The following is a 25,278-nucleotide window of genomic DNA, read 5'->3' on the forward strand; positions in this document are numbered from 1 at the left end:
AACTATTTAATTGACTATGTCAACTATATTATTTTGGAGAAGGTGCTTGTGCCAATTCGTTTATCCGATAGGGGCAATCCAAATTTCAGATTTGCTCCTTAGGGCGATAACCCTCATCATAGGACCCGACATCGAAATGCTCTAATCGTGCTGACGCACGGTTACGCAATGTTATGACGCAGATCCGCTCGACAAGCCGTCCGATTACAACAACACCGGGTACAAGTGTGCGAATTAGCACACCGACACCAAATCCGGGCGGCGGGCCGATCAGGAAGAGTCCATAGCAAAGCTCTAAAAGATCAAGATTCAGAGAACCCACCGCCCAAGAGGCAGGTGGGTTTTGTGTTTTCAGGGGACGAATAGGGAGCCAGTAATGATCGTAATGAAATTCGGTGGGACTTCAGTGGAGAACGAGAAGGCCATGCGCCGTGTGGGCGAGATCGTTCGCGGACGATTGAAGCAGAAGCCGGTCGTAGTGGTGAGCGCGATGGCGGGCATTACCGACTCGCTGGTCGCGATGGCGAACTCGGCGGCGAGGGGAGCGCTTCCGGAGGCCTTCAAGTTATTGAGGCAGGTCCGACAACGACACGTGAATGTCGCAAACGAATTGCTGGGCGCCAGGAACTCCAGTGAACTGAGAGCGGCGATTCAACAACAACTGGATGCTTTGCAGGACGTGTTGCGCGGCGTTGCGGCACTCGGGGAGTTGTCGGCAAGAACGATGGACAACGTCCTTGCGACCGGGGAAGTGCTCTCCAGCCAAATGGTGGCGGCAGGTTTCAGGGCAATGGGCATGGAATCCGTACATGTTGATTCACGACGATGCGTGGTGACGGATGGGAACCACACGAAGGCTGTGCCGCTTGCGGATGCAACCAACGAGAAACTGCGCCAAGCGGTACGGCCGTTGCTGGCGGCAGGGAAGGTTCCCGTGATGGGAGGGTTCATTGCGGCGACTGAGGACGGCGTGACCACCACGCTGGGTCGCGGCGGATCGGATTTTTCAGCAGCGATCGTCGGGGCAGGTTTGCAGGCGCGACGAATCGAGATCTGGACTGACGTAGATGGAATGATGACGACCGATCCGCGAATTTGTCCCGAAGCGCAAAAGATCGATGTCATTGGATTCGATGAAGCGTCAGAGCTGGCCTACTTCGGGGCCAAGGTTCTTCATCCCGCGACTCTCATTCCTGCTGTCGAGAAAGACATTCCTGTTTACATCCTGAATTCAAGAAATCCTCGGAACAAGGGCACCTGCATCCGGCGTCACGCACGACCGGGTGGCAATTTCTTCCGTGCGATCGCACTGAAGAAGGGGGCACGAGTGATCAGCGTGAGGTCTCCGCGCATGCTGATGGCGCACGGGTTTCTGCGCGCGCTGTTTGAGGCTTTCGACCGTCACGCGTGCGTGGCGGACCTTGTTTCCACTTCGGAGGTCAGCGTTTCGGTGACGCTCGATGGGGCGCGCGATGTTTCCGGGCTAGTGAGGGACCTGGAGAAACTCGGCGACGTTTCAGTCGAAGACAAGAAGGCGATTGTTTGTCTTGTCGGCGAAGACATCAGCGGGCGAGTTGGTGTGGCGGCGAAGGTCTTCAGCCTAATGGCTGAAGGGAACATCAACCTGCACATGATTTCGCAGGGCGCCTCGGAGATCAACATCAGCTTCGTGTTGGAAGAACGTGATGGTGCGGACGCGGTGAAGAGACTGCACCGGCATTTCTTCGAGCGGAGCAACGTAGCGCGGCAGAAGCGGGCTGCCGCTCCGATGCGGGACTCAGCGCTCGCGTTGATGAATGAAGTTTCGGCACAGTCGGGGGTGGCGTAATGGCAACGTCGGTGCGGTACATGTCGGACGCGGTGAGTTATCCGGAAGAGAGCTGCAAACTGGCGCTAGTCGGCTTTGGCACGGTGGGCAGTGCGGTGGCGAGATTGCTTCATGCTCGGCGCCACGAGCACGGACTTCAATTGACTCACGTGTTCAATCGCAGCGTGGAACGGAAGAAAGTGGAGTGGATGTCGCCGGAGGTCGAGTGGACGGAGAACATTGACGATGTGATCGCGTCCGACGCCGACGTGGTGGTGGAACTGGTGGGCGGAATCGAGCCGGCGTACGACTGGGTCAGTCGTGCGCTGGAATCGGGAAAGTCGGTGGTGACGGCGAACAAGCAGTTGATCGCGCATTACGGGTCGGAGTTGATGGAACTGGCTCAGAAGTGCGGGCAGAGGCTGGCATTTGGCGCGAGCGTTGCGGGCGGCGTGCCGGTGCTGGCAGGACTTCAAGATGGCCTTGGTGGCGACAGGTTGTTCCGGCTGTCGGGAATCCTGAACGGAACGTGCAATTACATTCTGACGCGAATCGAGTCTGCGGGGATATCGTTCGCGGAAGCCTTGCGCGAGGCGCAAGAGAAGGGATTCGCGGAAGCGGATCCAACGGACGACATCGACGGCTACGACGCCAGGGCGAAACTGGTAATACTGGCGCGAGTCGGGTTGCAGGCCGCGATCCGTCCGCAGCAGGTCGAGTGTGAGTCGATCCGGAGGCTGGCGCATGTCGATTTCGAGTATGCGCACGAGTTGGGATGCACGATCCGGCAGGTGTCTAGAGTGGAGAAGCATTCGGATAGGCTGTATGCCTCGGTCGAGCCTGCACTGGTGAAACAGGATTCGGCCCTTGCTGCGATCAGCGGAAGCCAAAACCTGGTGGTGAGCACGGGCGAGTTCGGCGGCGATACGGTGTTCTCGGGTTTCGGTGCAGGCGGAAATCCGACGGCTGTCGCGGTCGTGTCGGACCTGCTGCAGATCGCGCGGCAGCGCTCGCAAGCGGCTTCGGCGATGAATGCGGAAGAGTACGAGGTAAGCGGCGATTTCGAGTCGATGCAATATGTTCGCTTCGTGGTGAAAGACAAGCCGGGCATCATCGCGACACTGGCAAGAGTATTCTCTGAGCACCGGATCAACGTGGATGCTGTGCTGCAACGACGCGGGTACTCGAAAGCGGAGTTGCCGTTTGTGATCACGCTGGAGTCGTGTCCGAAGAGCCGACTGCAGCAGGCATTGAACGAAATGAGTTCGCTGGAATTCCTGGTGGAAGAACCTGTGAGTATGCCGTTGCTGGCATAGGGAGAACGAATGCATCTGCGATGCAGTAACGAACAATGCGCCACGACGTTTGATTTACACGAGCGGGTCCTGTCGTGTCACCGGTGCGGAGATCTGCTGGAAGTGGTGGTCGACGCGGCAACGAAAAACGCTGCCGCGCTGAAGAAGCTTTGGCTGGAACGGCGCGGCTCCTACGCTCCGAAGGACGCCAGTGGAGTGTGGCGCTTCCGAGAACTCCTGCCATCGTACGACGACGTGATAACGCTCAGCGAGGGGAATACGCCCCTGGTGCGCGGGCAGAAGTCGGCAGACTGGGCAGGTGTGCGCAACCTGCGATTCAAGCACCTGGGCTGGAACCCGACGGGGTCGTTCAAAGACCTGGGTATGACGGTGGGCATGACCGAAGCGAAGTTCGTTGGCGCGAAAGCGGTGGGGTGCGCGTCGACGGGGAATACCTCGGCTTCGCTCGCCGCCTATGCGGCACGGGCGGAGTTGGTGGCGAAGGTCTATTTGCCGGCAGGAAAGGCTTCGACCAACAAGATGGCGCAGGCCGTGGATTTCGGCGCCGAGATCGTGCAGGTGGAAGGGAACTTCGATCGAGCGCTCGACGCGTTGCTCGAGGTTCGCGATCTCTATTTCCTAAATTCGATTAATCCATTCCGGCTCGAAGGACAGAAAACGGCGATGTTTGAACTGCTCGAACAACTGGAGTGGCGAGTGCCGGATTACGTTGTGGTTCCCGGCGGGAATTTGGGGAACAGCTCCGCGTTCGGAAAAGCGTTCGACGAATTGAAAGCCGCGGGCCTGATCGATCGTGTGCCGAAGCTGGTGGTGGTGCAGGCGGAGGGGGCGAATCCTTTTGCCTGGATGTGGCGTTCGGGGGTTGAAGAGCTGGAGCCGCAGGAACATCCCGAGACGGTAGCTTCGGCGATCCGCATCGGTAATCCGAGATCGTGGAGGAAAAGCCTTCGCGGCGTGAAGAGCACGGGCGGTTTCGTGATGGACGTGACGGACGAGGAGATCGGCGAGGCGAAGGCGATGATCGGCCGCGACGGAATCGGGTGCGAGCCGGCATCGGCGACCACGCTGGCAGCGCTGCGGAAACTGAGCGAGTCCGGGAAGATCGATCGGGATGCGGTGGTGATTGCGGTGCTCACGGGGCATGCGCTGAAGGATACGGACTTCATCGTGAAGAATAGCGGAAATGAATTGGCGGCGCTCTCGGAGGTGAAGGCGTGAGCGTCGAGATGAGAGAGCAGCTCGAAGTGACGGTGCCGGCTTCCATTGCAAATCTCGGACCGGGCTTCGACACGCTTGCCGTTGCCGTGCAGTTGTACCTGCGATTGAAAGTGAAGGTCGTGAACGGTCGCGACAAACTCGACTTTCAGTTCGTGAGGAATCCGCTGAAGGGCGAGAACTATATTCAACGGGCGTTTCGTTTCCTGGCGCGACAACACGGTGGGTCACATGCGTCGCTCGCGGTCGAGGTGCATAGCGAAATTCCGATGCGGTCAGGATTGGGAAGCAGTGCGGCAGCGACGGTTGCCGGGCTCCGATTGTATGAAGCGCTTTATGGGCCACTGCCCTCGCAGGCGTTGCTGAACGCGGCGTGCACGCTTGAGGGGCATCCGGATAACGCTGCTGCTGCGCTGTTTGGCGGGTTGACGGCGAGTTGCCAATTGCCGGATGGATCCGCGTATGCTGCGCAGTTCCATTGGCCGGAGCAATTGCAGTTCGTCGTTCTGACGCCGGATGTGGCGTTGGCTACTTCTGAGTCGCGAAGAGTACTGCCGACGATGGTGCCTCGTTCGGATGCGGTGTTTAACCTTCAGCGGATGGCGTTGCTGCTGCAGTTGTTGCAGAGCGGCAATTTTTCACTTCTCCGGCAGGCGCTCAGCGACCGGTTGCATCAGCCGTTTCGTCAGGCGCTGGTACCGGGACTGGAGCAGGCACTGCACCTGGAACACGAGTCGGTGCTCGGCGTTTGCCTGAGCGGTGCGGGTCCGTCGATTGTGGCGTTTGCCGAACGTGACCACGAGGTGGTGGCGAAGTTGCTGGCGTCGTGCGTGGAGAAATCGGGAATCGATTTCGAGGTGAGGACGTTGAAGGTACACCAGGCGGATGGGGAATCTGTTGCGGCTGATTATGACCCCTGCACGGTGTGCGTCTAGAGGACGGGATGGAACGAGAATTGTCGAAATTGCGAGTGGCGGTGATCGGGGCAGGAAAGATCGGGACGATCCTGCTGCAAGGGATGCTTCAGCATGGATTGTTTCGGAAAGAAAACGTTCATGCGACGGTGCAGCACGGCGAGCGAGCGTGCACGCTGGAAAAAGAACTCGGGGTGCGGGTTACGACCGATAACGTAGAGGCCGTGCGGGAATCGGACGTGGTGCTGGTATGCGTGAAGCCGCAGATGGTGGGGCAGGTGATGGAGCAGATCGCTCCGGTGGCTACAAATTCGAAACTGTTTATTTCCGTGGCAGCGTCGGTGCCAACCGACTACATGGAAAAGCGTGTGCCGCAGGATTGCCACATCATCCGCGCGATGCCGAATACGCCCTCGATGGTGGGCGTCGGCATGACGGCGCTGAGCAAAGGCAAGTTTGCGACGCAGGAAGATGTGGAGCTGGCGCTGGCGCTGTTCAACACGATCGGGCGGACGGTGCTGGTGGACGAGAAGCACATGGACGCCATCACCGGACTCTCGGCGAGCGGGCCGGCGTTTATCTACATTGTGCTGGAGTCGCTGGCGGAAGGCGGAGTGAAGGTTGGACTTCCCCGTGATATGGCGACACTCCTCGCGGCGCAGATGACGCTTGGTGCGGCGAAGATGGTGCTTGAGACAGGACATCACCCGGCGCTACTCAAGGACGCTGTGACCACGCCAGCCGGGTGCACGATTGACGGCATCCTCGAACTCGAAGAGGGAAAGATTCGCGTGACGCTGATCAAGGCTGTGGTGAAGGCAGCGCTTCGAGCGAAGGAGTTGGTGTTCAGCTAGCCGGACATCCGATTCAATTTTTGCATTGAGGAAATCGAAACTGTGCGTTGTACAGCATGGTCGGGTGTCGCTTTAAATTTCAGATGGGGTTCCAGTCAAATCGGCGCGTTTTTTGGGGAAGCGCTACCGGTGTTCGTACCCAGTCAGCAACCATGGAGAGGTAGGTAGTAGATGAGTCAAGGTCAGCGATTCCAAGGACTTCCGGGGCCACAAGGTTTGTACGACCCGGCCAACGAACACGACGCGTGCGGTATCGGATTTGTCGCGAGCATCAAGGGCGAAAAGTCGCACGACATCATCGTGAAGGGCGTGCAGGTCCTGATCAACCTGACCCATCGCGGCGCGAGTGGATGCGATGCCGAAACGGGCGACGGCGCGGGTGTGCTGATCCAGATTCCGCACAAGTTCTTTGCGCGCGAATGTGTGCAGCTAGGCTTCCAACTTCCGAGTGAAGGCGAATACGGCGTCGGCATGATCTTCTTCCCCGTGGAGAAGGCCGAACGCCTGCAGTGCGAAGGCGTACTGGAACGCGTGGCGCGCGAAGAAGGGTTGAGCGTGCTGGGATGGCGCGATATGGAAGTGGATGGATCGGCGATCGGGCGGGTCGCGAGAAATTCGCAGCCGTATATCCAGCAGTTGTTCGTCGGCAAACAGGAGGGAATGGATGCCGATGCGTTCGAGCGCAAGTTGTACGTGGTGCGCCGGCGTGCGGAGAACGAAATTGCTGCATCGAGTCTTGAGCAGAAGGGCATGTTTTACGTGCCGTCGCTTTCGGCGCGAACCATTGTCTACAAGGGCCTGCTGCTGGCGCCGCAAATCTGCAACTTCTATCAAGAGCTGAAGGATCCAGACGTAACAAGTGCGTTATGCCTGGTGCATCAGCGGTTTTCGACTAATACGTTTCCAACGTGGCATTTGGCGCATCCGTACCGGTTCGTCGCGCATAACGGCGAGATCAACACGGTGAAGGGAAACGTGAACTGGATGGCGGCCCGCCAGGCGACGCTTGGGTCGCCTCTGTTCGGCGACGACATCAGGAAGCTGTTCCCGATCGTGCAGCAGGGTGGAAGCGATTCCGCGAACTTCGACAACGTGCTGGAGCTGCTGGTGCAGTCGGGACGCAGCCTGCCGCATGCGATGGCGATGATGATTCCGGAGGCGTGGTCGGAACATACGACGGCGGAGAAGCGCTATTTCTACGAGTACCACGCGTCGCTGATGGAGCCGTGGGATGGTCCGGCGGCGATAGCGTTCACGGATGGGCGAGTCATTGGCGCGACTCTGGATCGCAATGGATTGCGTCCTGCGCGCTATGTCATCACTGATGACGGGCTAGTGGTGGTGGCGTCGGAGACTGGCGTCCTGTCGATCAAGCCGGAAAGCGTGCAGATGAAGGGGCGCTTGCAGCCGGGGAAGATGTTTCTGGTCGACACGGTGGAGGGCCGCATCGTTTCCGACGAAGAGATTAAGGGCGACCTCGTGCAGCGGCAGCCTTACGGCGAGTGGCTGAAGGAGCAACAGATTCGGCTCGACGATCTGCCCGAACCGTTCCGAGTGATGGGATCGGACCACGACACGATCGTTTGTCGCCAGCGCATGTTCGGGTATACCGACGAAGACCTGAAGATGATCCTGATGCCGATGGCGGTGGATGGCCAAGAGCCGGTTGGATCGATGGGAACGGACACGCCGCTGGCGTGTTTGTCGGATAAACCACAGTCGCTGTTCAACTACTTCCGGGTACTGTTCGCGCAGGTGACGAATCCGCCGATCGATCCGATCCGCGAAGAGATGGTGATGTCGCTGATCAGCTACATCGGTCAGGAGAGGAACATCCTGGACGAGAAGCCGATCAACGCACATACGCTGCGGTTGGAGCATCCGGTGTTGACGAACCGCGACCTCGAGCGACTGCGGCGAGTGTCGCAGGGAGACTTCCTGGCAACAACGCTGCCAACGCTGTACCGCGTCGGCAGTGGTGAAAAGGGCCTGAAGGAGGCGCTCAATAATCTTTGTCGCAGGGCGACGCTGGCGCTGAAGTCGGGATACACGCTGCTGATCCTTTCCGACCGCGGCGTGGACGAGGAGTATGCGCCGATTCCGAGTTTGCTGGCGCTGACGGCGGTCCACAATCACCTGGTTCGCGAGGCGACGCGTTCGCAGTGTGCGCTGGTGGTGGAGTCGGGCGAGCCACGCGAAGTGATGCACTTCGCGCTGCTGATCGGCTACGGTGCGAGCGCCGTGAATCCTTATCTGGCAATCGAGACGCTTGAGGACTTTGAGAAGCGTGGGTATTTGCCGGAAGGACACACGTTCGCAACGGCGCTAAAGAATTTCAAGAAGTCCATCAACAAGGGATTGTTGAAGACCTTCTCGAAGATGGGCATCTCGACTCTGCAGAGCTACCGGGGAGCGCAGGTGTTCGAGGCGCTCGGGTTGAATAAGTCATTGGTGCAGGAGTATTTCACGGGGACGCCGTCGCGCATTGAAGGCATAGGCCTTGAGGTGATTGCTCGCGAGGCGGAGATGAAGCACCAGCATGCGTTCCAGCCGTCGACGGAGTTCGAACCGGAGTTGGCGATCGGTGGTAACTACCAGTACCGCGTGAAAGGCGAGAAGCACCTGCTGAATCCGGTTTCGATCAGCAAACTGCAACATGCGGTGCGGAGCGACAACTTTCAGACGTTCAAGGAATACGCAGATCACATCAACGAGCAGAACGACAAGTTGGGCACGTTGCGCGGGCTGCTGAAGTTCAAGAAATCAGCGACGCCCGTGCCGATTGAGGAAGTGGAGTCCGCGAGCGAGATCGTGAAGCGTTTTGCCACGGGCGCGATGTCGTATGGATCGATCAGCAAGGAAGCACACGAGACGCTGGCAAAGGCGATGAACCGCATCGGCGGGCGGTCTAATACTGGAGAAGGCGGAGAAGACGAGAAGCGCTTCGTGGATGATCGTCGCAGTGCAATCAAGCAGGTGGCATCTGGACGCTTCGGAGTGACGGTCGAGTATCTCGTCAATGCGGATGAGTTGCAGATCAAGATGGCGCAGGGTGCGAAGCCCGGTGAAGGCGGCCAACTGCCCGGACACAAGGTGGACGAGAACATCGCTCGGGTGCGGCGCTCGACGCCAGGGGTGGGACTGATCTCTCCTCCGCCGCATCACGACATCTACTCGATCGAGGACCTGGCGCAGCTTATCTACGACCTGAAGAACGTGAACCCGAAGGCGCGGATTTCGGTGAAGCTCGTGGCCGAGGTTGGAGTTGGCACGGTTGCTGCCGGTGTGGCGAAGGCACATGCCGACGTTATTTTGATCAGCGGCGATTCGGGCGGAACCGGTGCAGCACCGCTCAGTTCCATCAAGCACGCGGGTATTCCGTGGGAACTCGGACTGGCGGAAACGCAGCAGGTGCTCGTGATGAACGATCTGCGTGGCCGGGTGCGTCTGCAAACCGACGGCAAGCTTCAGACGGGTCGCGACGTTGTGATCGCAGCCCTGCTGGGCGCGGAAGAGTTCGGATTCGCGACCATGCCGCTCGTTGCGATGGGCTGCATCATGATGAGGAAGTGCCACTTGAATACCTGCCCAGTGGGTATCGCCACGCAGGACGTTGAACTCCGGAAGAAATTCCAGGGACAGCCTGAACACGTGATTCGGTTCTTCTTCTTCCTGGCAGACCAGGTGCGCGAGATCATGGCCGAGCTTGGGTTCCGCACTTTCGATGAAATGGTCGGACGTGTGGACATGCTGGAGATGCGTCCGGCGGCGCATCACTGGAAGGCACGCGGTCTCGACTTCAGCAGCATCCTGTTCAACCCGGCGATGCCGGCACGAATAGCGCGCCGGTGCACGCAGGCGCAGGACCACGGATTGCACCAGTCGCTTGACTACCGCCTTATCGATTACGCACGTGAAGCGCTGGAGACGAAACAGTCAACGCACTTGCGGCTGCCGATACGGAACGTTCACCGTTCAGTGGGAACGATGCTCAGCGGCGAAGTAGCACGGCGTTACGGTGCGGCGGGTCTTCCGACCGACACGATCCGGTTTGATTTTGAAGGGTCGGCAGGACAGAGCTTCGGCGCATTTCTTGCCCAGGGCGTGACGCTGACGCTTGAAGGAGACGCCAACGACTATGTCGGCAAGGGGCTCTCCGGCGGACGCGTTGTTGTGTTCCCGCCAAAGGAGTCGAAGTTCCAGTCGGAGCGGAACATCGTCATCGGCAACGTGGCACTCTACGGCGCTACGAGTGGCGAAGCCTACTTCAACGGCATGGCCGGCGAACGGTTCGCGGTCCGTAACTCGGGAGCCACGGCCGTGGTGGAAGGTGTTGGCGACCATGGTTGTGAATACATGACCGGTGGGCGCGTGGTGGTGCTCGGCAAGTGCGGACGAAATTTCGCCGCAGGCATGAGCGGCGGCATCGCGTATGTGCTCGATGAACTCAGCGATTTCGCAGAGAAGCGCTGCAATCGAACCGACGTTGACCTGGATGCCATGGACGAAAAGGACTTCGTCGCGGTGCGGAACCTGATTGAAGTTCACGTAGCGCTCACGAACAGCACGCGAGGCCGGTACGTGCTCGAGAACTGGGCGGAATTGGCGAACAAGTTCATCAAGGTCTTCCCGCACGATTACAAGCGGGTGCTTGGTATTTCGCGCAGCGAACGAGTGCCACGAGTGTTCACGCCAGCGCCGGCCGTAACTCTCAATAACGTTATCGCAGCCGCGCAATAGGAAAGGAACCATGGGTAAAGTAACTGGATTTCGTGAGCACACGCGAGAGCTTCCGCCGCGGCGGCCCGTCCTCGAGCGCATCAACGACTGGTTCGAGATCTACCAGGATTTTTCGGAGGAGAAGGTCCGAACGCAGGGCGCACGCTGCATGGACTGCGGCGTTCCGTTCTGCCACAACGGATGTCCCCTGAACAACATCATCCCCGACTGGAACGATCTCGTATATCGCGGCCGGTGGGAAGAAGCGATTCGTCGTTTGCACGCGACGAACAACTTCCCGGAGTTCACGGGGCGAATCTGCCCGGCGCCATGCGAATCGGCATGTGTGCTAGGGATCAACGAACCTCCGGTCACGATTAAGCAAATCGAGAAGACGATCATCGATCACGCGTGGAGCGCAGGATGGATTCGACCGGAACCGCCACTGTATGAAAGCGGGCAACGCGTCGCAATCATCGGATCCGGTCCGGCGGGACTGGCGGCAGCGCAACAGTTGCGGCGTGCAGGCCATGCAGTCACCGTATTTGAGAAGAACGAAAAGCCCGGTGGTCTGCTGCGATTTGGCATTCCAAACTTCAAACTGGAAAAGCACATTGTTGAACGCCGCCTTGAGCAGATGACGCAGGAAGGGGTGGAGTTCGTGAACAACGCTCACGTCGGAGTGACTCATTCTGTGTCCGACTTGCAGCGCGACTACGACGCACTGCTGCTAGCCGGCGGAGCGGAACAGCCTCGGGACTTGCCTCTCCCGGGCCGTGAGTTGAAGGGCATTCATTACGCGATGGAGTTCCTGCCCCAGCAGAACCGCCGGAACGAGGGCATTGAGTTTTCCGCCGAGCCGATTCTGGCGACCGGCAAGCGAGTGGTGATTATTGGCGGCGGCGACACCGGGGCAGATTGCCTCGGCACTGCACACCGGCAGAAGGCAAAGTCGATACACCAGTTCGAGTTGTTGCCGATGCCGCCGGCTGAGCGCTCGCCGAAAACTCCGTGGCCGCTCTGGCCGATGCAGTTGCGGACGGAAAGTTCACACGAAGAAGGAGGCACTCGCGACTGGAGTGTCTCTACGACGACGTTCCATGGCGACGATCAGGGCCGTCTCACCGGTTTGAGCGGTGTCCGCGTTGGGCCGCCGCCGAAATTCGAACCAGTGGAAGGTTCTGAGTTCTTCCTGGAGTGCGATCTGGTATTGCTGGCGATGGGGTTCGTTGGTCCTGTCCGCGGCGGATTGCTTGCGCAACTCGGCGTCAAACTCGATCCTCGAGGCAACGTAGCCACGGATGAGAGCTACATGTCGTCGGTGCCAGGCGTGTTCGCGGCGGGCGACATGCGTCGCGGACAATCGCTTGTGGTGTGGGCAATCCAGGAGGGTCGAAACGCGGCAGCCGGGGTCGATGCATATTTGCGGGCGAGAGGATCGGCAAACTGATTGATCTGTCCGAGTTCGCACTTATAATCCGACCATGGACTTTGACCAGCTAGTTACATTCATTGAAGTCGCCAAGCTGCGTAACTTCTCGCGTGCTGGTCAGAAGGTGTTCCGGTCGCAATCGGCGGTGAGCGCGCAGATTCGGCAACTGGAGCACGAATACGGCGAGCGGCTGCTCGATCGTAGCGGCAAAAATGTAAGCCTGACGGCTGCAGGTGAGGTTTTTCTCGAGTACGCGCAACGCTTCGTCCGTTTACGGACGGAATCTCTTCAGGCGGTTGCGAGCCAGTCCGACAAGCCCCGAGGCGTGCTGGTGGTAGGCGCGAATGAGGCCACTTGCCTCTACGTGCTACCCGAGGTTTTCGGCAATTACTCGAAGGAATATCCGCAGGTTCAGGTCAGCATCTACCGCAATTTCAGCCGCAAGATCCTTGAGCGCGTGGAAGACGGGACTGTAGATCTCGGCGTGGTGAGCCTGCCGGTGAAGTCGCCGAACCTGAAGGTGCATCCGATTTTCCGCGATCGGATCATGTGCATGGTGAGCGCACGCAATCCGCTTTCGAACAAGACGGAAGTCGGCGTGCGGGAGTTATCGGAACAGCCCCTGATCTTTCCGAAGACAGGGTCCACGCGCCAGTTATTCGATTCCATCTTCCGGCCGTACCGCGGGAAATTGCGGGTGGCCATGGAGATCCCAAGCGTCAGCATGATCAAAAGATTCGTGGCCGCTGACGTGGGTGTATCGCTGGTGACGGCCAGCTATGCGGCAGACCAGGTTCGGTCGGGCGAAGCAAAGCTGCTGGCACTGAAGGGATTAAATCTCTATCGCGAACTAGGACTGGTACACCGCTCAGACAAGACTTTGTCGCCCGCGGCCGTCGCCTTCATTGAACTGTGCCGACAGAGGGCAGCGGAGCAAAATACGGGATCCCCGAAGAAGTAGCAGTCACGGGCGCTGAAGCGCTTTCCAAGTTTCGCGCTGGAAAAAGCTGTCGTCGACGTTCGATTCCATTTCAAGAAACATTTTCCACGGCGCGGTGAATGACATGACGTGCTTGCCCAAGGTGCGGCGAACACTCTTGCGCGCGGAGATGTCGGTAAGGCCAACCAGTGCGCGCGGATTTTCCCGGTCGAGTTCCTGGTACGAGTAAATGCCAATGACTTGGCATCCTGCCGCCCATGGCATACCGACGTTTTCGATATTGGGCTTCTTGTAGTTGGCGAGAACCACTAGCGCGGAGAGAGCATCGGGCTCGACGAAGAACGTGATGTTCTTTACGACGTCCGCTGCGGGATCGACCTGCGACAGCGGCTTGAAGACCACGAACTTCTCACCGAGATCACGCATCGGCATGGAGTCCAGGAACTTCTCGACACAGGATGGGTCTTTCACGTACCGCTCGCCGTTCAGGAAGTCATCGGCCAAGCTGGCGCCTCCGCCGGACTGCAACTTCGTGCCAATCGCACGGCCGAGTTCGGTTTTCGAGTTGCCGTCGGAAAGAAAGCGGCAGAAGCCCTCGACGCCGCCGGGGAAGACTTCATACTGGTTACCGAATCCGAGGCCGACGCCACCGCCCCAGCAACCGTACGTTTGGCGGCTGAACGCGGCTACCGAGCCCTTGGCGGCGACAGCGGCGATGAGACTCACGACGCACCCCCAGCTTCCGGTACGGAAATGCAGGGCGCTGTCGGGCGCCTGGCTACTCCATGTGAGCGCTACGGGGTTGTTGCTGAGACCTATGGCGGCGGCAATCCGACTCTGCATTCGTCGCTCCAGACAAGGTTTTTGCGTCAACCAGTTTGGCGGGGACTGGAAGAGCGTGACTGTGACCCTTGCCGCACGACGATGTGACGCTGCAATCAACGGGATTTTCCCGTTCAGAAAACCCGAGGCGGTGGTTTAAACTAGGCCTGTTGTTGCACTGATCTGGTAAAGGGAAGAGCGGTGAAAGTCCGCCACTGCCCCGCAACTGTAAGTGCTGAGGGACGGACCCAATCGCCACTGGAGCGAGCGCTCTGGGAAGGCGGTCCGAACCGGGGAAGCACGAAGTCAGGAGACCTGCCGGATCGCTCGTGGCTGTGTTGGCTTCGACGGGAGAGCCGACAGGCGTTCTTTTTTGAACCTGCCATCCATCATCCCGCCTGAATCAAGGCGACCTTATGAAACGGTTGTGCGTGCTTGCGGCGATGGTCCTCTGTCTGGGACCGGTGTCCTGGGCTGCGCGCACGGTGAAAGACGAAACCGGGAGGACGGTCACAGTTCCCGATAAAGTGAACCGCGTTGTAAGTCTTACGCCCAGCGTCACGGATACGATTTATGCACTCGGCGGCGGTCCGCAACTGGTGGCAATCACGGATTTTACGGAGTATCCACCTCAAGCGGCGCGTGAAAAGCCGAGTATCGGGGACATCCTGCATCCTTCGCTCGAGAGGATTTTGTCGTTTCATCCGGATGTGGTCATCGCGGTTTCTACCTTGAACAGCCCCGAGACGGTGCGGGGGCTTGAGCGGATGAAGATTCCGGTGTTCCTCGTTCATGGACGCGGCTTGGCCGGCGTGTATAGCGCGATTGCCAGCATCGGGCAAGTGATCGGGCGTGAGCGCGAAGCGGCGGAGTTGACGCGAAAGCTGAAGGAAAGGGAGCAAAGAGTCAGGAAGCTCAGTGAAGGGAAGAAGAAGCCGTCGGTGTTTCTGTCGGTACAACTGGAGCCCTGCATTACGGCGGGATCCGGGGCATTTATTACGGAATTGATTGAAGCGGCGGGCGCGCGCTCTGTCACCAGCGATGTCAAGCAGGATTGGCTTCGGATAAGCCTGGAATCGGTGATCCCGCGCAATCCGGATTACATCCTCATCATGAAGAGCGCGCCATTCGGGCTGAAGGAAATGCGTGCGCGCGCAGGATGGAATGCGCTGAGGGCCGTCCGCGAAGGACACGTGATGTACGCCGACGACCGGCTGCAGATTCCCGGGCCGGTCGCATTCGATGGTCTAGAAGATCTGGCGAAGAATATAGAGGCAGCACGATGAAGGCGGCGGTGCAGACTCGGAAGCGTCCCAGTACAGCGGCGGCAATGTTGCTGTTGAGCGCATTGCTTGTCGCGGCCGTGATTGTGGCGTCCGGACTGGGTGCGGTGCGTGTTCCCTTGCGCACAATGCTGCGGGCACTGGTGAACCCCGCGGAATCAGGCGATGCGGCCGTCATCCTATTCAGCTTGCGGTTGCCGCGAGTGCTGGCGGCGGCTTTGGCTGGCGCAGGGCTATCAGCAACTGGCGTGCTCTTTCAGGGGCTATTTCGGAATCCGCTGGCGGATCCTTTTGTGCTTGGAGCATCAGGCGGAGCGGCACTCGGCGGAGCGCTGGCGGTGTTTATTTTTCCGACACTTTCTATTGCAGGGATCGGCGGGTCAGGGCTGCTCGCGTTTGCAGGGGCACTATTGACGATGGTGGTGGTATGGAATCTAGCGCGGCACAATGCACGGTTTGCCATCGAAAACATGCTGCTCGCTGGATTCGCGGTGGGAACGATCCTGAATGCAGCGACGTCTGCATTCGAGTTGCGGCAGGAAGCGGCAAACCCGGGAGCGCGAATATTATCAGCCTGGTTGTATGGTCAGATCGGCGTTCCGCCCTGGGTGCAGATCGTGACGGTTGCCGTCGTGATGTTGTGCGGAATCGCGTTCGCCCTGCCAGTAGCGAGAAAGCTGAACACGCTGGCACTCGGTGAAGATTACGCGTTGCAGTTGGGTATCCAAGTGAAGCGGGTACGGTTGCAGGTGCTGATTATCGGCTCGCTGCTCACGGCCATGGCGGTATCGCTCGGCGGACTGATCGGTTTTGTGGGACTTCTGGTTCCGCATTTCCTGCGGCTCATTCTTGGTCCTGATCATTTCAAGTTGTTGCCGGTCGCGGCGGTAGGCGGGGCTGCGTTCCTGGTGATCGCCGACACGGTAGCGCGTACGGCGGTGGCACCGGCGGAGTTGCCGGTCGGCATCTTGACGGCGTTTATCGGCGGTCCGGCGTTCTTATATTTGCTGAATCATAGAAGGGAAGTTGCTTAATGTCGGCTCTGATCGAATCCCGCAATCTTGAGTTCGCGTTCGGTTCGCGGACGATCTTTCAGAAAGTTTCGTTTTGTATTGAGCCGGGCGAAATGGTCGCACTGCTGGGCGCGAACGGGGCCGGGAAAACGACTTTGCTGAAACTTATCGCCGGACTGTTGCAGCCACGAGCCGGAGAAGTGTTTGCCGAGGGACGCGAGCCGCGGAACTGGGATCGCCGTGAGCTTTCCAAGTTTGTTGCGCTCGTGCCGCAGCAACTCGAAGTGCCATTTCTGTTTTCGGTGGAAGAGATCGTGGCGCAAGGTCGGGTTCCCTATGCCGGACGTTTCGGTCATCTTTCTGGATACGATCGGCAGGTGGTCGAACATGCGATGGAGTCCGTGGACGTTTTGAAATTGCGCGACCGCTATTATGCGGAGCTTTCCGGTGGCGAGCAGCAACGGGTAAAGATCGCGCTTGGCCTGGCACAGGAACCGAAGGTCATGCTGCTCGACGAACCTACGCAGCATCTGGATGTGGGCAGGCAAATCGAGTTTCTGTCATTGCTGCGGAGATTGAACCGGCAGGGAATAACGATTTTTGCGGCTGTACACGATTTGAGCCTGGTTCGCGAAAACTTCACCCGTGCGATCCTGTTATTGGAGGGCCGATGCATTGCGGGATTCACGGACAAGGTAATGCGGCCGGAGCTTCTGGAGGCTGCGTATTCCGTAGAGCGTTCGGCACTCACGCCTTACCTGCCTGGCGAGTCCGTTCCGGAGCCGGTGGCAAGCACATCGAGGGAGTGCCGGAGGGCGCGGCCTCTCCGCCGTCGTGGAATCACGCGCTTCTGGTAAGGATATTGTGTGACCGGAAGGTGTGTGGGGGCATCCGATAGCCCATGCCGGACTCGGTGGAATATCTAAAGAAGATCGAAGGGCTTTCGCAAGGAGACGACTTCCTTGCCGTGCAACGCCAAACCCCAATTACATTGGAGCAGTTGATCGACGGACTTTCCGAGCAAGACCTGCACCGTCGTCCTCAGCCAGACAAATGGGCGGTCAATGAGATCATTACGCATTTGGCGGAAGATGAAATCGTGACTTTCTGGCGCTACCGCCGGATGCTGGAGAATCCCGGTTGCCCGTTAGCGGGTTTCGATCAGGACAGGTGGGCCGAACTCGGGAACTACACGGGCCGTAACGCGCGGCAATCGCTCACGCTTTTCAAGTCGCTCCGAGTTGCGAACATTGAGTTGCTGGACCGGCTTACGGAGCATGAGTGGCACTGTCACGGCGTACATGCGGAGCGCGGCAAGATCACCGTCGAATCGCTCGCCCGGCACATGGCCGGGCATGATCTTAACCATGTCCAGCAGATCCGGCGTATCCTCGGACAGTAGTCCTATAATCGTCAGCGGGGTGAGCCCATCGCATGAACGACGTTGAAAGCAAGGTCTGCGAAATCATTGCGCAGCAGAAACGCATCGCCGCCGAACGGGTCACCATCGATTCCACCTTTGACGAATTGGGCCTCGACTCGCTGGATGCGGTGAACATCCTGTTCGAGCTCGAAGGGGCATTCGATATTTCCATTCCCGACGAAAAAGCTCGCCAGATCAAGACAATCCGCCAGATGGTGGATGGCGTTCACGAACTGATCGCCGCCAGGAAATCGGCCTGAAATGCCGCGGGTGGTCGTCACCGGTCTGGGAATCATCTCCGCACTCGGTCTGGGTGCCAAAACAAACTGGGAGTGTCTGTCACAAGGCCGCAGTGGGATCCGTCCCATTCAATCGGTTGATACCGCAGCTCTGAAGTTCAAGAGCGGCGCCGAAGTGCAGGGCTTCGCTCCGGAACGTTATTTCCCCGGCAGCAGTGCCGACATACTTGATCGATTCGCGCAGTTCGCGCTGTTAGCGGCACGAGAGGCAGTCACCGACTCGGCGCTTATGATCAATCCGGAACTCGGTGGCCGGACGGCGGTGATCACGGGCTCTTGTCTTGGCGGCCAGAACACGCAGGACACCGGGTTCGTGGAACTCTACCGCGAAGGCAGATCGCGCATTCATCCGATGTCGATCCCCCGGACCATGGCGAACGCAGGTGCGAGCCACATTTCGATGGAATTCGGCATTCGCGGCCCGGTGTTTACGGTTTCGACGGCGTGCTCCTCCGGCAATCACGCGATTGGGCAGGCGTTTCACATGGTTCGTAGCGGTATGGTCGATGCGGCGATCACTGGAGGCAGTGAAGCTCCATTCAGTTTCGGATTGCTCAAGGCATGGGAAGCCATGCGCGTGATCTCGCCGGATACCTGTCGTCCATTTTCAAAAGACCGGCAAGGGATGGTGCTGGGCGAGGGCGGCGCAATGCTGGTGCTCGAATCCCTTGAGCACGCACGAGACCGCGGCGCGAACATTTATGGCGAAATTGTGGGCTTCGGCATGTCGTCCGACGCGGGCCACATCACAAAGCCCTCGCCTGAAGGTGCTGCTGCCGCCATGAATCGCGCGATGGAAGATGCTAGGATTTCTCCTCAGCAGATCGGTTACATCAACGCCCACGGCACCGGAACACCCGTCAACGATCCCACCGAAACCGCAGCCATCAAATTGGCCTTCGGACCACACGGGAAGGAGCTTTCTGTGAGTTCCACGAAATCTATGCACGGCCATGCACTCGGCGCCGCAGGGGCACTCGAGGCAGTAGCGACGGTTCTTGCTGTACGCGAGGGAGTTCTGCCGCCTACGGCGAACTATCGCGAAGCCGATCCGGAATGCGACCTAGACGTGGTTCCAAACACAGCGAAACGCCAGCACGTGGAATTCGCTCTTTCGAATTCGTTTGCATTCGGTGGATTGAATGCCGTGCTGGCGTTTCGGAGATACTCAGGTTGACTATCGCTGCCAGATGAAGAAATCAACCTCGCGGCGGAACGGGTCGATCAGCACAACGCGCTCGGCCACGATGATGCGATCCCATCCCCGCGGAATCGGCGACAACTCTGCCATACAGGCGCCCGGAATCGGTTCACCATAGCGTTGCATCTTCTTGGCGTGTCCCGGAGGAATTTTGCCCTGCTTGGCCAGTCCGGGAGGCAAACGGTAGTTTGATCCCAGGCAGCGGCGAAGGTAAACGCGGTCGTGTTCGGTGAAACGGTAATCCCTGCCGCCATCACGATCGCCATACCGATCGTCGTCATCATCATCGTCGTGACGAGAATGACGAGACGGCTGTTGCGAGCGCGCATAGTCGCTTTCGCGCCGCGGAGCACTGTTCTGGTATGCGTTTGAATTCGAAGCAGAGTTCAGGTTCCAGCCGACAACCGCCTCGGGTTCGATGACAGCTTCATGTTTTCCGGTCGCCGCCGCGCCCACGGTGCCCGTCCCGGCTCCGACAGCAGCTCCGATCAGGGCGCCTTTGCCGCCGCCGATCAGGCCGCCGAGCAATGCACCTGCACCGGCTCCGCCGCCGATCAACACGGCGTTGCGCTTCGTGTGGGAAGCGCCTTCAAGACGGATTGGTTCGGCTGAAACGTTCACTCTACGTCCGCCGCAAGAGACCCATTGCGGCTCCAGTACCAGGACGCCGGGCCCCTTCAGGCGGCCAGAGCTTTTCGCTTCGCTGATCACGCCGCCAACAGGACTGTTCCTGGCGCAACTGCGTCCGCCCAGGTTTACGGGTTGAACAAGCACTCCCTGGAAGGCATTGCCGGGGCGCGCCGTCTCGCTGGAAATCCGGTTGTCTATACGGACCTGGATCTGCTGCGCGGCTAAAACCGTGCTGAACAGCACGATAGGTAAAATTCGGAATTTCGACACAATCATCGGGAACCTCGTCCAACGTTCGCGATGATGGTACTTCCGCAGGGGTAACCAAGGCAGCTTACGAGGGGCCAACGGCGTCGGTAATGCGACTATGTACCTCGTTAACGTACTCAGTAGGAAGAGCTTAGCCGGGGGGCCAAGACATCCTCCGCCCGCCGATCAGGTGGAGATGGAGGTGGAACACCGACTGGCCGGCATCCGGTCCGACGTTGTATACGGTCCGGTAGCCGCTGTCATCAATGCCCCGTTCTTTTGCCAGTTTGGCCGCAATCAAGTGGCTGTAGCCGATGATCTCGGCGTCTTCATGACTGGCCGTGTTGACCCCTGAGACGTGCCTTTTCGGCACGATCAGGATGTGTGTAGGGGCGCCAGGATTGATGTCGTGGAAGGCATAGACCTTTTCGTCTTCGTACACCTTTTTGGAGGGAAGTTCGCCCTTGATGATCTTGCAGAAGAGGCAATTGGACATGGGGAGCATTGTCCACGCTAGCTGGGTCATTGTCCATCACATGCAATCTACATGTTTACATGTATTTCACATGTGCCTATAATTCATCGCATGCCAAAGATGGTCCAGATCCGTAATATGCCTGATTCGGTTCATCGAGTCGCCAAAGCTCGGGCTGCCATGGCCGGAATGTCCCTATCGGATTACCTATTGAAGGAGATTAGACGCGCTATGGAGCGACCTACGATGGAGGAGGTTCTGGCCCGCCTTGAGAAGAGGGAACCAGTTTCTACGGCGAAGGCTGTGGCCGACATCCTTCGCGAAGAACGCGAGGCACGGTGATTGTTCTGGATGCTTCCGCAACAGTGGAATTGCTCCTGATGACGCCCCGAGGTGCGCTCGTGAAACAAAAGCTACACCCCGACGTGATCCTTCATGCTCCGCACTTGATCGACGTGGAAGTGGCGCATGTTCTCAGGAGAATGGTAAGACTCGGGGAGATGAGTTCTACAAGGGCCACGATGGCTCTGCAGGATTTTCACGATCTGGACATAGCGCGATACCCGCACGAACCGCTACTTCGTCGCATTTGGACGTTGAAAGACAACATCTCGGCATATGATGCGGCGTATGTTGCATTAGCCGAGGCACTCGGTGCCTGCTTGATTACTTGCGACGCAAGGCTAGGCTCAGCACCTGGGCACGCTGCGAAACTCGTGCTCGTTTAGCCTTCGCGCAGGCCGTGATTGACCATCTCGGACAAACTCCGGTAAAATAACCTTTTGCTCAGGCAAGATTTTTGTTTCTAGAAGGATAAGCAGCAGCATGGCAAACCACGTTTCGGCCCTGAAGCGGGCCCGTCAGACGGAAAGACGTACCGCCGTTAACCGCAACAACAGGTCTCGTCTACGTACGGCGATCCGCCATTTCCGCGAAGCTCTTGCTTCGGGCAACAAGCAGGAAGCAGTCACGGTATTCCGCGCCACCGTTTCGGCGCTGGACAAGTCCGTTCAAAAGGGCGTTCTCCACAAGAACACCGCCTCCCGGTATAAGAGCCGCCTGAACGCTCGGCTTGAGGCAATGGCCTCCAAGTAGTCCCCGATTTTCAGCAAGGGCAGGCTGCGGCCTGCCTTTTCCTTTTCCGTCCTTGATAGAATCTCCCAGCGATGAACAAAGTGGTTGCGAATGCAGATGAAGCCGTCCGCGATATCCACGACGGCGCGACACTACTGGTGGGCGGATTCGGTCTGTGCGGTATCCCCGAGGACCTGATCGATGCCATCCACCGTAAGGGCGTGAAGAACCTTACTACAGTCAGCAATAATGCCGGGGTGGACCAGTACGGTCTCGGCAAACTTCTGCAGACGCGCCAGATCCGGAAACACATCGGCAGCTACGTCGGAGAGAACAAGCTCTTTGAACAACTCGTGCTGTCGGGTGAACTCGATCTGGAGTTGAATCCGCAAGGAACGCTCGCGGAACGTATTCGCGCAGGAGGGGCGGGCATCGCTGCGTTTTATACCCCGACCGGTTTCGGAACCCTGGTGGCGCAGGGCAAAGAGACGCGCGAGTTCGATGGCCGTCAGTACGTGATGGAGCGTGGTCTTACCGGTGATTTCGCGCTCGTCAAAGCCTGGAAGGCGGATCGCTGGGGGAACCTCGTTTATCGCAAGACGGCGCGCAACTTCAATCCGATGATGGCGACCGCCGGCAAAGTCACTATTGCTGAGGTCGAGCAACTGGTCGAGGTTGGCGAAATCCCCCCTGACGAAGTGCACACGCCGGGCATATTTGTAAATCGTATCGTCGTTTCTCACGCGGAGAAGCGGATCGAGAAACGCACCGTGAGGAAGATAGTCTAGTGCCAGCTCCGGATTCAACCCAGGAAGAAGTTCGAGCCAGCGTGCTGAAATACATCCGTATGTATGAAGAAGGTGGACTTACGCTTGGAGATCTTGCGGCCGAGCTTTCGGTGTATGCCCCGGCTTACAACGAGGTGATGGGAGCCGTTACGGACCACTGGCGCGAGTTGCTGAACGCGGCTTTGGAACAGCATCGCCAACCCGCAAATGGCTTCGAGGAACTGGAAGAGAAGTTAACCGATTTTCGCCGCGCCGAAGCGGCCTGGTAAAAGGACTGACGCAATGTCCACCCCGCCTAAAGTGACCAAAGATATCGATAAGCGCGAAGGTATCGCCCGGCGTATTGCACATGAACTTCGTGACGGCTTCTACGTGAACCTTGGCATCGGTCTGCCGACTCTGGTGGCCAACTTCGTGCCGAAGGGAATCGAAGTTGTCCTGCAAAGCGAAAACGGGATGCTTGGAGTAGGCCCCTGGCCCTTCGAAGGGGAGGAGGATCCGGACCTGATCAATGCAGGCAAGGAGACCGTGACGGAGATTGCCGGGACTGCGTACTTCTCGAGCGCCGACTCATTCGGAATGATTCGCGGCGGACACGTTGACTTGACCGTCCTCGGCGCGATGGAAGTGGATGCTCAAGGCAATCTCGCCAACTGGATGATCCCCGGCAAAATGGTGAAAGGCATGGGCGGAGCCATGGACCTCGTCGCGGGGGCCAAGCGCGTCATCATCGCCATGGAACACACCACCAAGAACGGTGAGCCAAAGATACTGGAGACGTGTAGCCTGCCGCTGACCGGAGTCGGCGTGGTGGACACCATCGTCACTGAAATGGCTTACATTCAGGTGACCAAGTACGGTTTGGTTTTGGAGGAAGTAGCGAAGGGGGTGACGCCAGAGGACGTGCAGAAGGCGACGCAACCAAAGTTGATCGTTAGTCCGAATCTGAAGGAGATGGCGGGTTAGTTCTTCTAGGCACAGGGTACGACGATGCTGATTCCATCGAGTGCGGGCTCGAAATGGCGTGGATTAAAGGTCAGAAGTTCGGCTGCTTTTCCACGCGTTGCTGACGCAGCAATCACCGCATCGTAAGTGCGCCCTCCGCCCCAAGCATCGGCTGCCAATCTAGCCAGTAATTTCACCTGCTCGCTGGCATCGAGTGCCACCACCATTCGTGAATGGACGAAGTTCGCTTCGATAACTGCCCATGCATCCCTACATGAAAGCCTATGTGGAGCAGGCAAACGTGTCAGCACCGAATATGCTTCTGTGAGAGCATGGATCGGCACGACCATCCGCTCGCCTCGCGTCAAGCGACGCTCGATCTCCGCGAACGCAGCAGTGTGCTGCTCGTGCCAAGAGCAAACCGCAGCTACCATGCAGCTTGAATCGACAGCAAAGGCCTCGCTCATCGTCCGCGTTGCGACCGGATGTCGCGACGCACCCGGTCTTCAGTTTCAGATGTAAGCTTTGGTGTTTTCTTTTCCGGTTGTGCGATTACCAACTCGCCCTTGCGAACAAGCTTTATCGGGAGGGGCTGTGGTTCTATCTCAATCCGGCCATCATGGAAACGGACTTCCAGGGGAACGCCCGGCCTTAAGTCTGCCTCGCGGCGAATCTCGCTCGGGATCACCAATCTTCCGGCTGAATCTATGGTAGTAACCATACCATGCATTCTACCATATCACTTCTTGGGGCCAAAAGTGTGCGCGCGCTCAAATTCCTCTTCGAGTTCACGGGTGCGCAAGTTCTCCCGAATATGCGCCAGCTTTTGTTCCAGCCTGAGCAGAGCATCCTGGATGTTTTTGGTATTCGTCAATGCGATGTCGCGCCACATTGAGTAAGGGCTTTGCGCGATTCGCGTCATCTCGCGAAGAGCACGCCCGCCGATTGATTTTGCCTCGGGGTTGTCGCCGATGGTATCCACCAGGGTGGATGCAAAGGCGGTTGAAAGCATCTGCGGGAGGTGACTCACTAAGGCACAGACCCGGTCATGCTGGGCAGGATCGAAAAGCACGACCTGCGTTCCGATTTTTTCTAATAAGTCGAGGAACTCAGGAATTCGCGACTGGTCGGCGTTCTGTCCGGGGTAGAGAGTCAGGAGCCACACGGCATCGCGAAACAAGTTCGCATCGGCATATTCGACTCCGGCGTGTTCCTTCCCCGCCATGGGATGACCGGGCAAAAAACGGTGTGCCACGTCATCGCCGAAAACATCATGCGCGCGCGCCATGATTTCTGTCTTTGTGCTTCCCACGTCCGTGATCAACGCGTCTGCCGGAACGAGCGGGCCAATGCGTTCAATCAGGTCAATGATGCTTCCCACCGGGGTCGCGATAACGATAAGGTCGCTTCCTTTGATCGCCATCTCAGGAGAGGCGATGGCTTCGTCGATGGCACCGAAATCGCGTGCCTGAAGCAGCACGTGCTCGCGATCACAGCCAACGATCTTCCCCTGAAAGCCTGCCTTGCGCACCGCCAGCGCGAACGAACCGCCGATCAGGCCGGTACCGATGACGGTGATCTGCCGGAAGCTCACTCGGTACCCGGTTCGTCGGCGACGATTTCGCTCTTCTGGATGTTCCGCATGATGTCCATGATGCTCTCGAAGATCAGGTGGAGGTCGGTGTTCGAAAGCGGGCCCTTGTTCGCGCGCGAGATATTTCGCAACACTTCGCGCTCTCGATCATGTTCGCGGATCGGAATGTCGAGGTTCCGCTTAACGCGGCCGATTTCGCGTGCGGCTTCCGCGCGCTCGTTGAGCAGACGCACGAGCTGAGGGTCAATTTCGTCGATCTTCTTGCGCCAGTCGGAGATATCCATT

27 protein-coding genes and 1 riboswitch are annotated in these 25,278 nt (G+C 58.5%); of the genes, 20 read left to right on the forward strand and 7 right to left on the reverse strand.

Going from position 1 to position 25,278, the window contains the following annotated elements; translation table 11 throughout:
* Nucleotides 1-376: 376 nt before the first annotated feature.
* From lysC to VN577_06080, 8 genes are all read left to right on the forward strand, one after another.
* Nucleotides 377-1,828, forward strand: coding sequence for a lysine-sensitive aspartokinase 3 (gene lysC / locus VN577_06045; GenBank protein ID HWR14368.1), 1,452 nt, complete (start codon nt 377-379; stop codon nt 1,826-1,828).
* Nucleotides 1,828-3,123 (forward strand): homoserine dehydrogenase, encoded by a 1,296-nt coding sequence (locus tag VN577_06050; protein ID HWR14369.1) that lies wholly within the window; start codon nt 1,828-1,830, stop codon nt 3,121-3,123. The genes lysC and VN577_06050 overlap by 1 nt, the downstream gene beginning before the upstream one ends.
* Nucleotides 3,124-3,132: 9 nt before the next feature.
* Nucleotides 3,133-4,341, forward strand: coding sequence for a threonine synthase (gene thrC, locus VN577_06055; protein ID HWR14370.1), 1,209 nt, complete (start codon nt 3,133-3,135; stop codon nt 4,339-4,341).
* The gene (thrB, locus tag VN577_06060; GenBank protein ID HWR14371.1) at nt 4,338-5,273 is read left to right on the forward strand and encodes a homoserine kinase; all 936 of its coding nucleotides are present in this window, start codon (nt 4,338-4,340) and stop codon (nt 5,271-5,273) included. The genes thrC and thrB overlap by 4 nt, the downstream gene beginning before the upstream one ends.
* 8 nt (nt 5,274-5,281) lie before the next feature.
* Nucleotides 5,282-6,106, forward strand: a complete 825-nt coding sequence (gene proC, locus VN577_06065; protein ID HWR14372.1) for a pyrroline-5-carboxylate reductase — start codon at nt 5,282-5,284, stop codon at nt 6,104-6,106.
* Between the two features lie 171 nt (nt 6,107-6,277).
* A complete protein-coding gene (gene gltB / locus VN577_06070) occupies nt 6,278-10,846 on the forward strand; it encodes a glutamate synthase large subunit (GenBank protein HWR14373.1) in 4,569 nt (1,522 codons plus the stop codon).
* 10 nt (nt 10,847-10,856) lie between these two features.
* Nucleotides 10,857-12,275, forward strand: a complete 1,419-nt coding sequence (locus VN577_06075; protein ID HWR14374.1) for a glutamate synthase subunit beta — start codon at nt 10,857-10,859, stop codon at nt 12,273-12,275.
* A gap of 34 nt (nt 12,276-12,309) precedes the next feature.
* Nucleotides 12,310-13,218, forward strand: coding sequence for a LysR family transcriptional regulator (locus VN577_06080; protein HWR14375.1), 909 nt, complete (start codon nt 12,310-12,312; stop codon nt 13,216-13,218).
* A gap of 3 nt (nt 13,219-13,221) precedes the next feature.
* Here VN577_06080 and VN577_06085 read toward each other — a convergent pair whose 3' ends face one another.
* Entirely contained in the window at nt 13,222-14,040 is an 819-nt protein-coding gene (locus VN577_06085; protein HWR14376.1) for a DUF169 domain-containing protein, read from the reverse strand.
* Between the two features lie 111 nt (nt 14,041-14,151).
* Nucleotides 14,152-14,357: riboswitch (cobalamin riboswitch) on the forward strand.
* A 78-nt stretch (nt 14,358-14,435) separates the two neighbouring features.
* Between VN577_06085 and VN577_06090 the strand changes: the two genes are divergently transcribed.
* From VN577_06090 to VN577_06115, 6 genes are read left to right on the forward strand one after another with little or no spacing between them, the layout of a single operon-like run.
* On the forward strand, nt 14,436-15,305 hold the full coding sequence (locus VN577_06090) for a helical backbone metal receptor (GenBank protein ID HWR14377.1): 870 nt from the start codon (nt 14,436-14,438) through the stop codon (nt 15,303-15,305).
* Nucleotides 15,302-16,336 carry an iron ABC transporter permease gene (locus tag VN577_06095; protein HWR14378.1) on the forward strand — a complete coding sequence of 345 codons (1,035 nt, stop codon included), beginning with the start codon at nt 15,302-15,304 and terminating at the stop codon, nt 16,334-16,336. The genes VN577_06090 and VN577_06095 overlap by 4 nt, the downstream gene beginning before the upstream one ends.
* Nucleotides 16,336-17,172: an ABC transporter ATP-binding protein gene (locus VN577_06100; protein HWR14379.1), complete on the forward strand. Its 837-nt coding sequence runs from the start codon at nt 16,336-16,338 to the stop codon at nt 17,170-17,172. The genes VN577_06095 and VN577_06100 overlap by 1 nt, the downstream gene beginning before the upstream one ends.
* A 44-nt stretch (nt 17,173-17,216) precedes the next feature.
* Entirely contained in the window at nt 17,217-17,717 is a 501-nt protein-coding gene (locus VN577_06105; protein ID HWR14380.1) for a DinB family protein, read from the forward strand.
* 32 nt (nt 17,718-17,749) lie between these two features.
* Complete coding sequence (locus tag VN577_06110) at nt 17,750-17,998, forward strand: acyl carrier protein (protein ID HWR14381.1); 249 nt, start codon at nt 17,750-17,752, stop codon at nt 17,996-17,998.
* Between the two features lies 1 nt (nt 17,999).
* Nucleotides 18,000-19,214 (forward strand): beta-ketoacyl-[acyl-carrier-protein] synthase family protein, encoded by a 1,215-nt coding sequence (locus tag VN577_06115; GenBank protein ID HWR14382.1) that lies wholly within the window; start codon nt 18,000-18,002, stop codon nt 19,212-19,214.
* Here VN577_06115 and VN577_06120 read toward each other — a convergent pair whose 3' ends face one another.
* Entirely contained in the window at nt 19,215-20,144 is a 930-nt protein-coding gene (locus VN577_06120) for a hypothetical protein (protein ID HWR14383.1), read from the reverse strand.
* A gap of 124 nt (nt 20,145-20,268) precedes the next feature.
* Nucleotides 20,269-20,613: a histidine triad nucleotide-binding protein gene (locus tag VN577_06125; protein HWR14384.1), complete on the reverse strand. Its 345-nt coding sequence runs from the start codon at nt 20,611-20,613 to the stop codon at nt 20,269-20,271.
* A 90-nt stretch (nt 20,614-20,703) separates the two neighbouring features.
* On the opposite strand from VN577_06125, the gene VN577_06130 reads away from it, so the two are divergent.
* From VN577_06130 to VN577_06155, 6 genes are all read left to right on the forward strand, one after another.
* Nucleotides 20,704-20,934: a hypothetical protein gene (locus tag VN577_06130; protein HWR14385.1), complete on the forward strand. Its 231-nt coding sequence runs from the start codon at nt 20,704-20,706 to the stop codon at nt 20,932-20,934.
* Entirely contained in the window at nt 20,931-21,320 is a 390-nt protein-coding gene (locus VN577_06135; GenBank protein ID HWR14386.1) for a type II toxin-antitoxin system VapC family toxin, read from the forward strand. The genes VN577_06130 and VN577_06135 overlap by 4 nt, the downstream gene beginning before the upstream one ends.
* A gap of 97 nt (nt 21,321-21,417) precedes the next feature.
* Nucleotides 21,418-21,687: a 30S ribosomal protein S20 gene (rpsT, locus tag VN577_06140; GenBank protein HWR14387.1), complete on the forward strand. Its 270-nt coding sequence runs from the start codon at nt 21,418-21,420 to the stop codon at nt 21,685-21,687.
* Nucleotides 21,688-21,758: 71 nt separating this feature from the next.
* The gene (locus VN577_06145; protein ID HWR14388.1) at nt 21,759-22,454 is read left to right on the forward strand and encodes a CoA transferase subunit A; all 696 of its coding nucleotides are present in this window, start codon (nt 21,759-21,761) and stop codon (nt 22,452-22,454) included.
* On the forward strand, nt 22,454-22,723 hold the full coding sequence (locus VN577_06150; GenBank protein ID HWR14389.1) for a hypothetical protein: 270 nt from the start codon (nt 22,454-22,456) through the stop codon (nt 22,721-22,723). The genes VN577_06145 and VN577_06150 overlap by 1 nt, the downstream gene beginning before the upstream one ends.
* Nucleotides 22,724-22,736: 13 nt before the next feature.
* Nucleotides 22,737-23,420 carry a CoA transferase subunit B gene (locus VN577_06155; protein HWR14390.1) on the forward strand — a complete coding sequence of 228 codons (684 nt, stop codon included), beginning with the start codon at nt 22,737-22,739 and terminating at the stop codon, nt 23,418-23,420.
* 5 nt (nt 23,421-23,425) lie between these two features.
* Here the strand turns inward: VN577_06155 and VN577_06160 are convergent, their stop codons facing one another.
* The 4 genes from VN577_06160 to VN577_06175 are packed head-to-tail and all read right to left on the reverse strand — an operon-like array spanning nt 23,426 to nt 25,277.
* A complete protein-coding gene (locus VN577_06160) occupies nt 23,426-23,866 on the reverse strand; it encodes a PIN domain-containing protein (GenBank protein HWR14391.1) in 441 nt (146 codons plus the stop codon).
* On the reverse strand, nt 23,863-24,120 hold the full coding sequence (locus VN577_06165; GenBank protein ID HWR14392.1) for an AbrB/MazE/SpoVT family DNA-binding domain-containing protein: 258 nt from the start codon (nt 24,118-24,120) through the stop codon (nt 23,863-23,865). Before VN577_06165 ends, VN577_06160 begins: the two co-directional genes overlap by 4 nt.
* An 18-nt stretch (nt 24,121-24,138) precedes the next feature.
* The gene (locus VN577_06170; protein ID HWR14393.1) at nt 24,139-24,993 is read right to left on the reverse strand and encodes a prephenate dehydrogenase/arogenate dehydrogenase family protein; all 855 of its coding nucleotides are present in this window, start codon (nt 24,991-24,993) and stop codon (nt 24,139-24,141) included.
* Nucleotides 24,990-25,277 (reverse strand): chorismate mutase, encoded by a 288-nt coding sequence (locus VN577_06175; GenBank protein HWR14394.1) that lies wholly within the window; start codon nt 25,275-25,277, stop codon nt 24,990-24,992. Before VN577_06175 ends, VN577_06170 begins: the two co-directional genes overlap by 4 nt.
* Nucleotide 25,278 lies beyond the last annotated feature (1 nt).

The organism is Terriglobales bacterium (genome assembly GCA_035561515.1).
GTDB lineage: Bacteria > Acidobacteriota > Terriglobia > Terriglobales > Acidobacteriaceae > DATMXP01.

What these genes read in the sequence shown, in the direction of transcription:
- gltB (HWR14373.1), top strand. Translation starts at nt 6,278, where the DNA reads ATGAGTCAAGGTCAGCGATTCCAAGGACTTCCGGGGCCACAAGGTTTG.
- thrC (HWR14370.1), top strand. Translation starts at nt 3,133, where the DNA reads ATGCATCTGCGATGCAGTAACGAACAATGCGCCACGACGTTTGATTTA.
- VN577_06130 (HWR14385.1), top strand. Translation starts at nt 20,704, where the DNA reads ATGCCAAAGATGGTCCAGATCCGTAATATGCCTGATTCGGTTCATCGA.
- VN577_06095 (HWR14378.1), top strand. Translation starts at nt 15,302, where the DNA reads ATGAAGGCGGCGGTGCAGACTCGGAAGCGTCCCAGTACAGCGGCGGCA.
- VN577_06050 (HWR14369.1), top strand. Translation starts at nt 1,828, where the DNA reads ATGGCAACGTCGGTGCGGTACATGTCGGACGCGGTGAGTTATCCGGAA.
- VN577_06175 (HWR14394.1), bottom strand. Translation starts at nt 25,277, where the DNA reads ATGGATATCTCCGACTGGCGCAAGAAGATCGACGAAATTGACCCTCAG.
- VN577_06080 (HWR14375.1), top strand. Translation starts at nt 12,310, where the DNA reads ATGGACTTTGACCAGCTAGTTACATTCATTGAAGTCGCCAAGCTGCGT.
- VN577_06165 (HWR14392.1), bottom strand. Translation starts at nt 24,120, where the DNA reads ATGGTTACTACCATAGATTCAGCCGGAAGATTGGTGATCCCGAGCGAG.
- VN577_06105 (HWR14380.1), top strand. Translation starts at nt 17,217, where the DNA reads ATGCCGGACTCGGTGGAATATCTAAAGAAGATCGAAGGGCTTTCGCAA.
- VN577_06090 (HWR14377.1), top strand. Translation starts at nt 14,436, where the DNA reads ATGAAACGGTTGTGCGTGCTTGCGGCGATGGTCCTCTGTCTGGGACCG.
- lysC (HWR14368.1), top strand. Translation starts at nt 377, where the DNA reads ATGATCGTAATGAAATTCGGTGGGACTTCAGTGGAGAACGAGAAGGCC.
- VN577_06125 (HWR14384.1), bottom strand. Translation starts at nt 20,613, where the DNA reads ATGTCCAATTGCCTCTTCTGCAAGATCATCAAGGGCGAACTTCCCTCC.
- proC (HWR14372.1), top strand. Translation starts at nt 5,282, where the DNA reads ATGGAACGAGAATTGTCGAAATTGCGAGTGGCGGTGATCGGGGCAGGA.
- VN577_06075 (HWR14374.1), top strand. Translation starts at nt 10,857, where the DNA reads ATGGGTAAAGTAACTGGATTTCGTGAGCACACGCGAGAGCTTCCGCCG.
- VN577_06115 (HWR14382.1), top strand. Translation starts at nt 18,000, where the DNA reads ATGCCGCGGGTGGTCGTCACCGGTCTGGGAATCATCTCCGCACTCGGT.
- VN577_06155 (HWR14390.1), top strand. Translation starts at nt 22,737, where the DNA reads ATGTCCACCCCGCCTAAAGTGACCAAAGATATCGATAAGCGCGAAGGT.
- VN577_06120 (HWR14383.1), bottom strand. Translation starts at nt 20,144, where the DNA reads ATGATTGTGTCGAAATTCCGAATTTTACCTATCGTGCTGTTCAGCACG.
- VN577_06085 (HWR14376.1), bottom strand. Translation starts at nt 14,040, where the DNA reads ATGCAGAGTCGGATTGCCGCCGCCATAGGTCTCAGCAACAACCCCGTA.
- VN577_06145 (HWR14388.1), top strand. Translation starts at nt 21,759, where the DNA reads ATGAACAAAGTGGTTGCGAATGCAGATGAAGCCGTCCGCGATATCCAC.
- VN577_06110 (HWR14381.1), top strand. Translation starts at nt 17,750, where the DNA reads ATGAACGACGTTGAAAGCAAGGTCTGCGAAATCATTGCGCAGCAGAAA.
- VN577_06160 (HWR14391.1), bottom strand. Translation starts at nt 23,866, where the DNA reads ATGAGCGAGGCCTTTGCTGTCGATTCAAGCTGCATGGTAGCTGCGGTT.
- rpsT (HWR14387.1), top strand. Translation starts at nt 21,418, where the DNA reads ATGGCAAACCACGTTTCGGCCCTGAAGCGGGCCCGTCAGACGGAAAGA.
- VN577_06100 (HWR14379.1), top strand. Translation starts at nt 16,336, where the DNA reads ATGTCGGCTCTGATCGAATCCCGCAATCTTGAGTTCGCGTTCGGTTCG.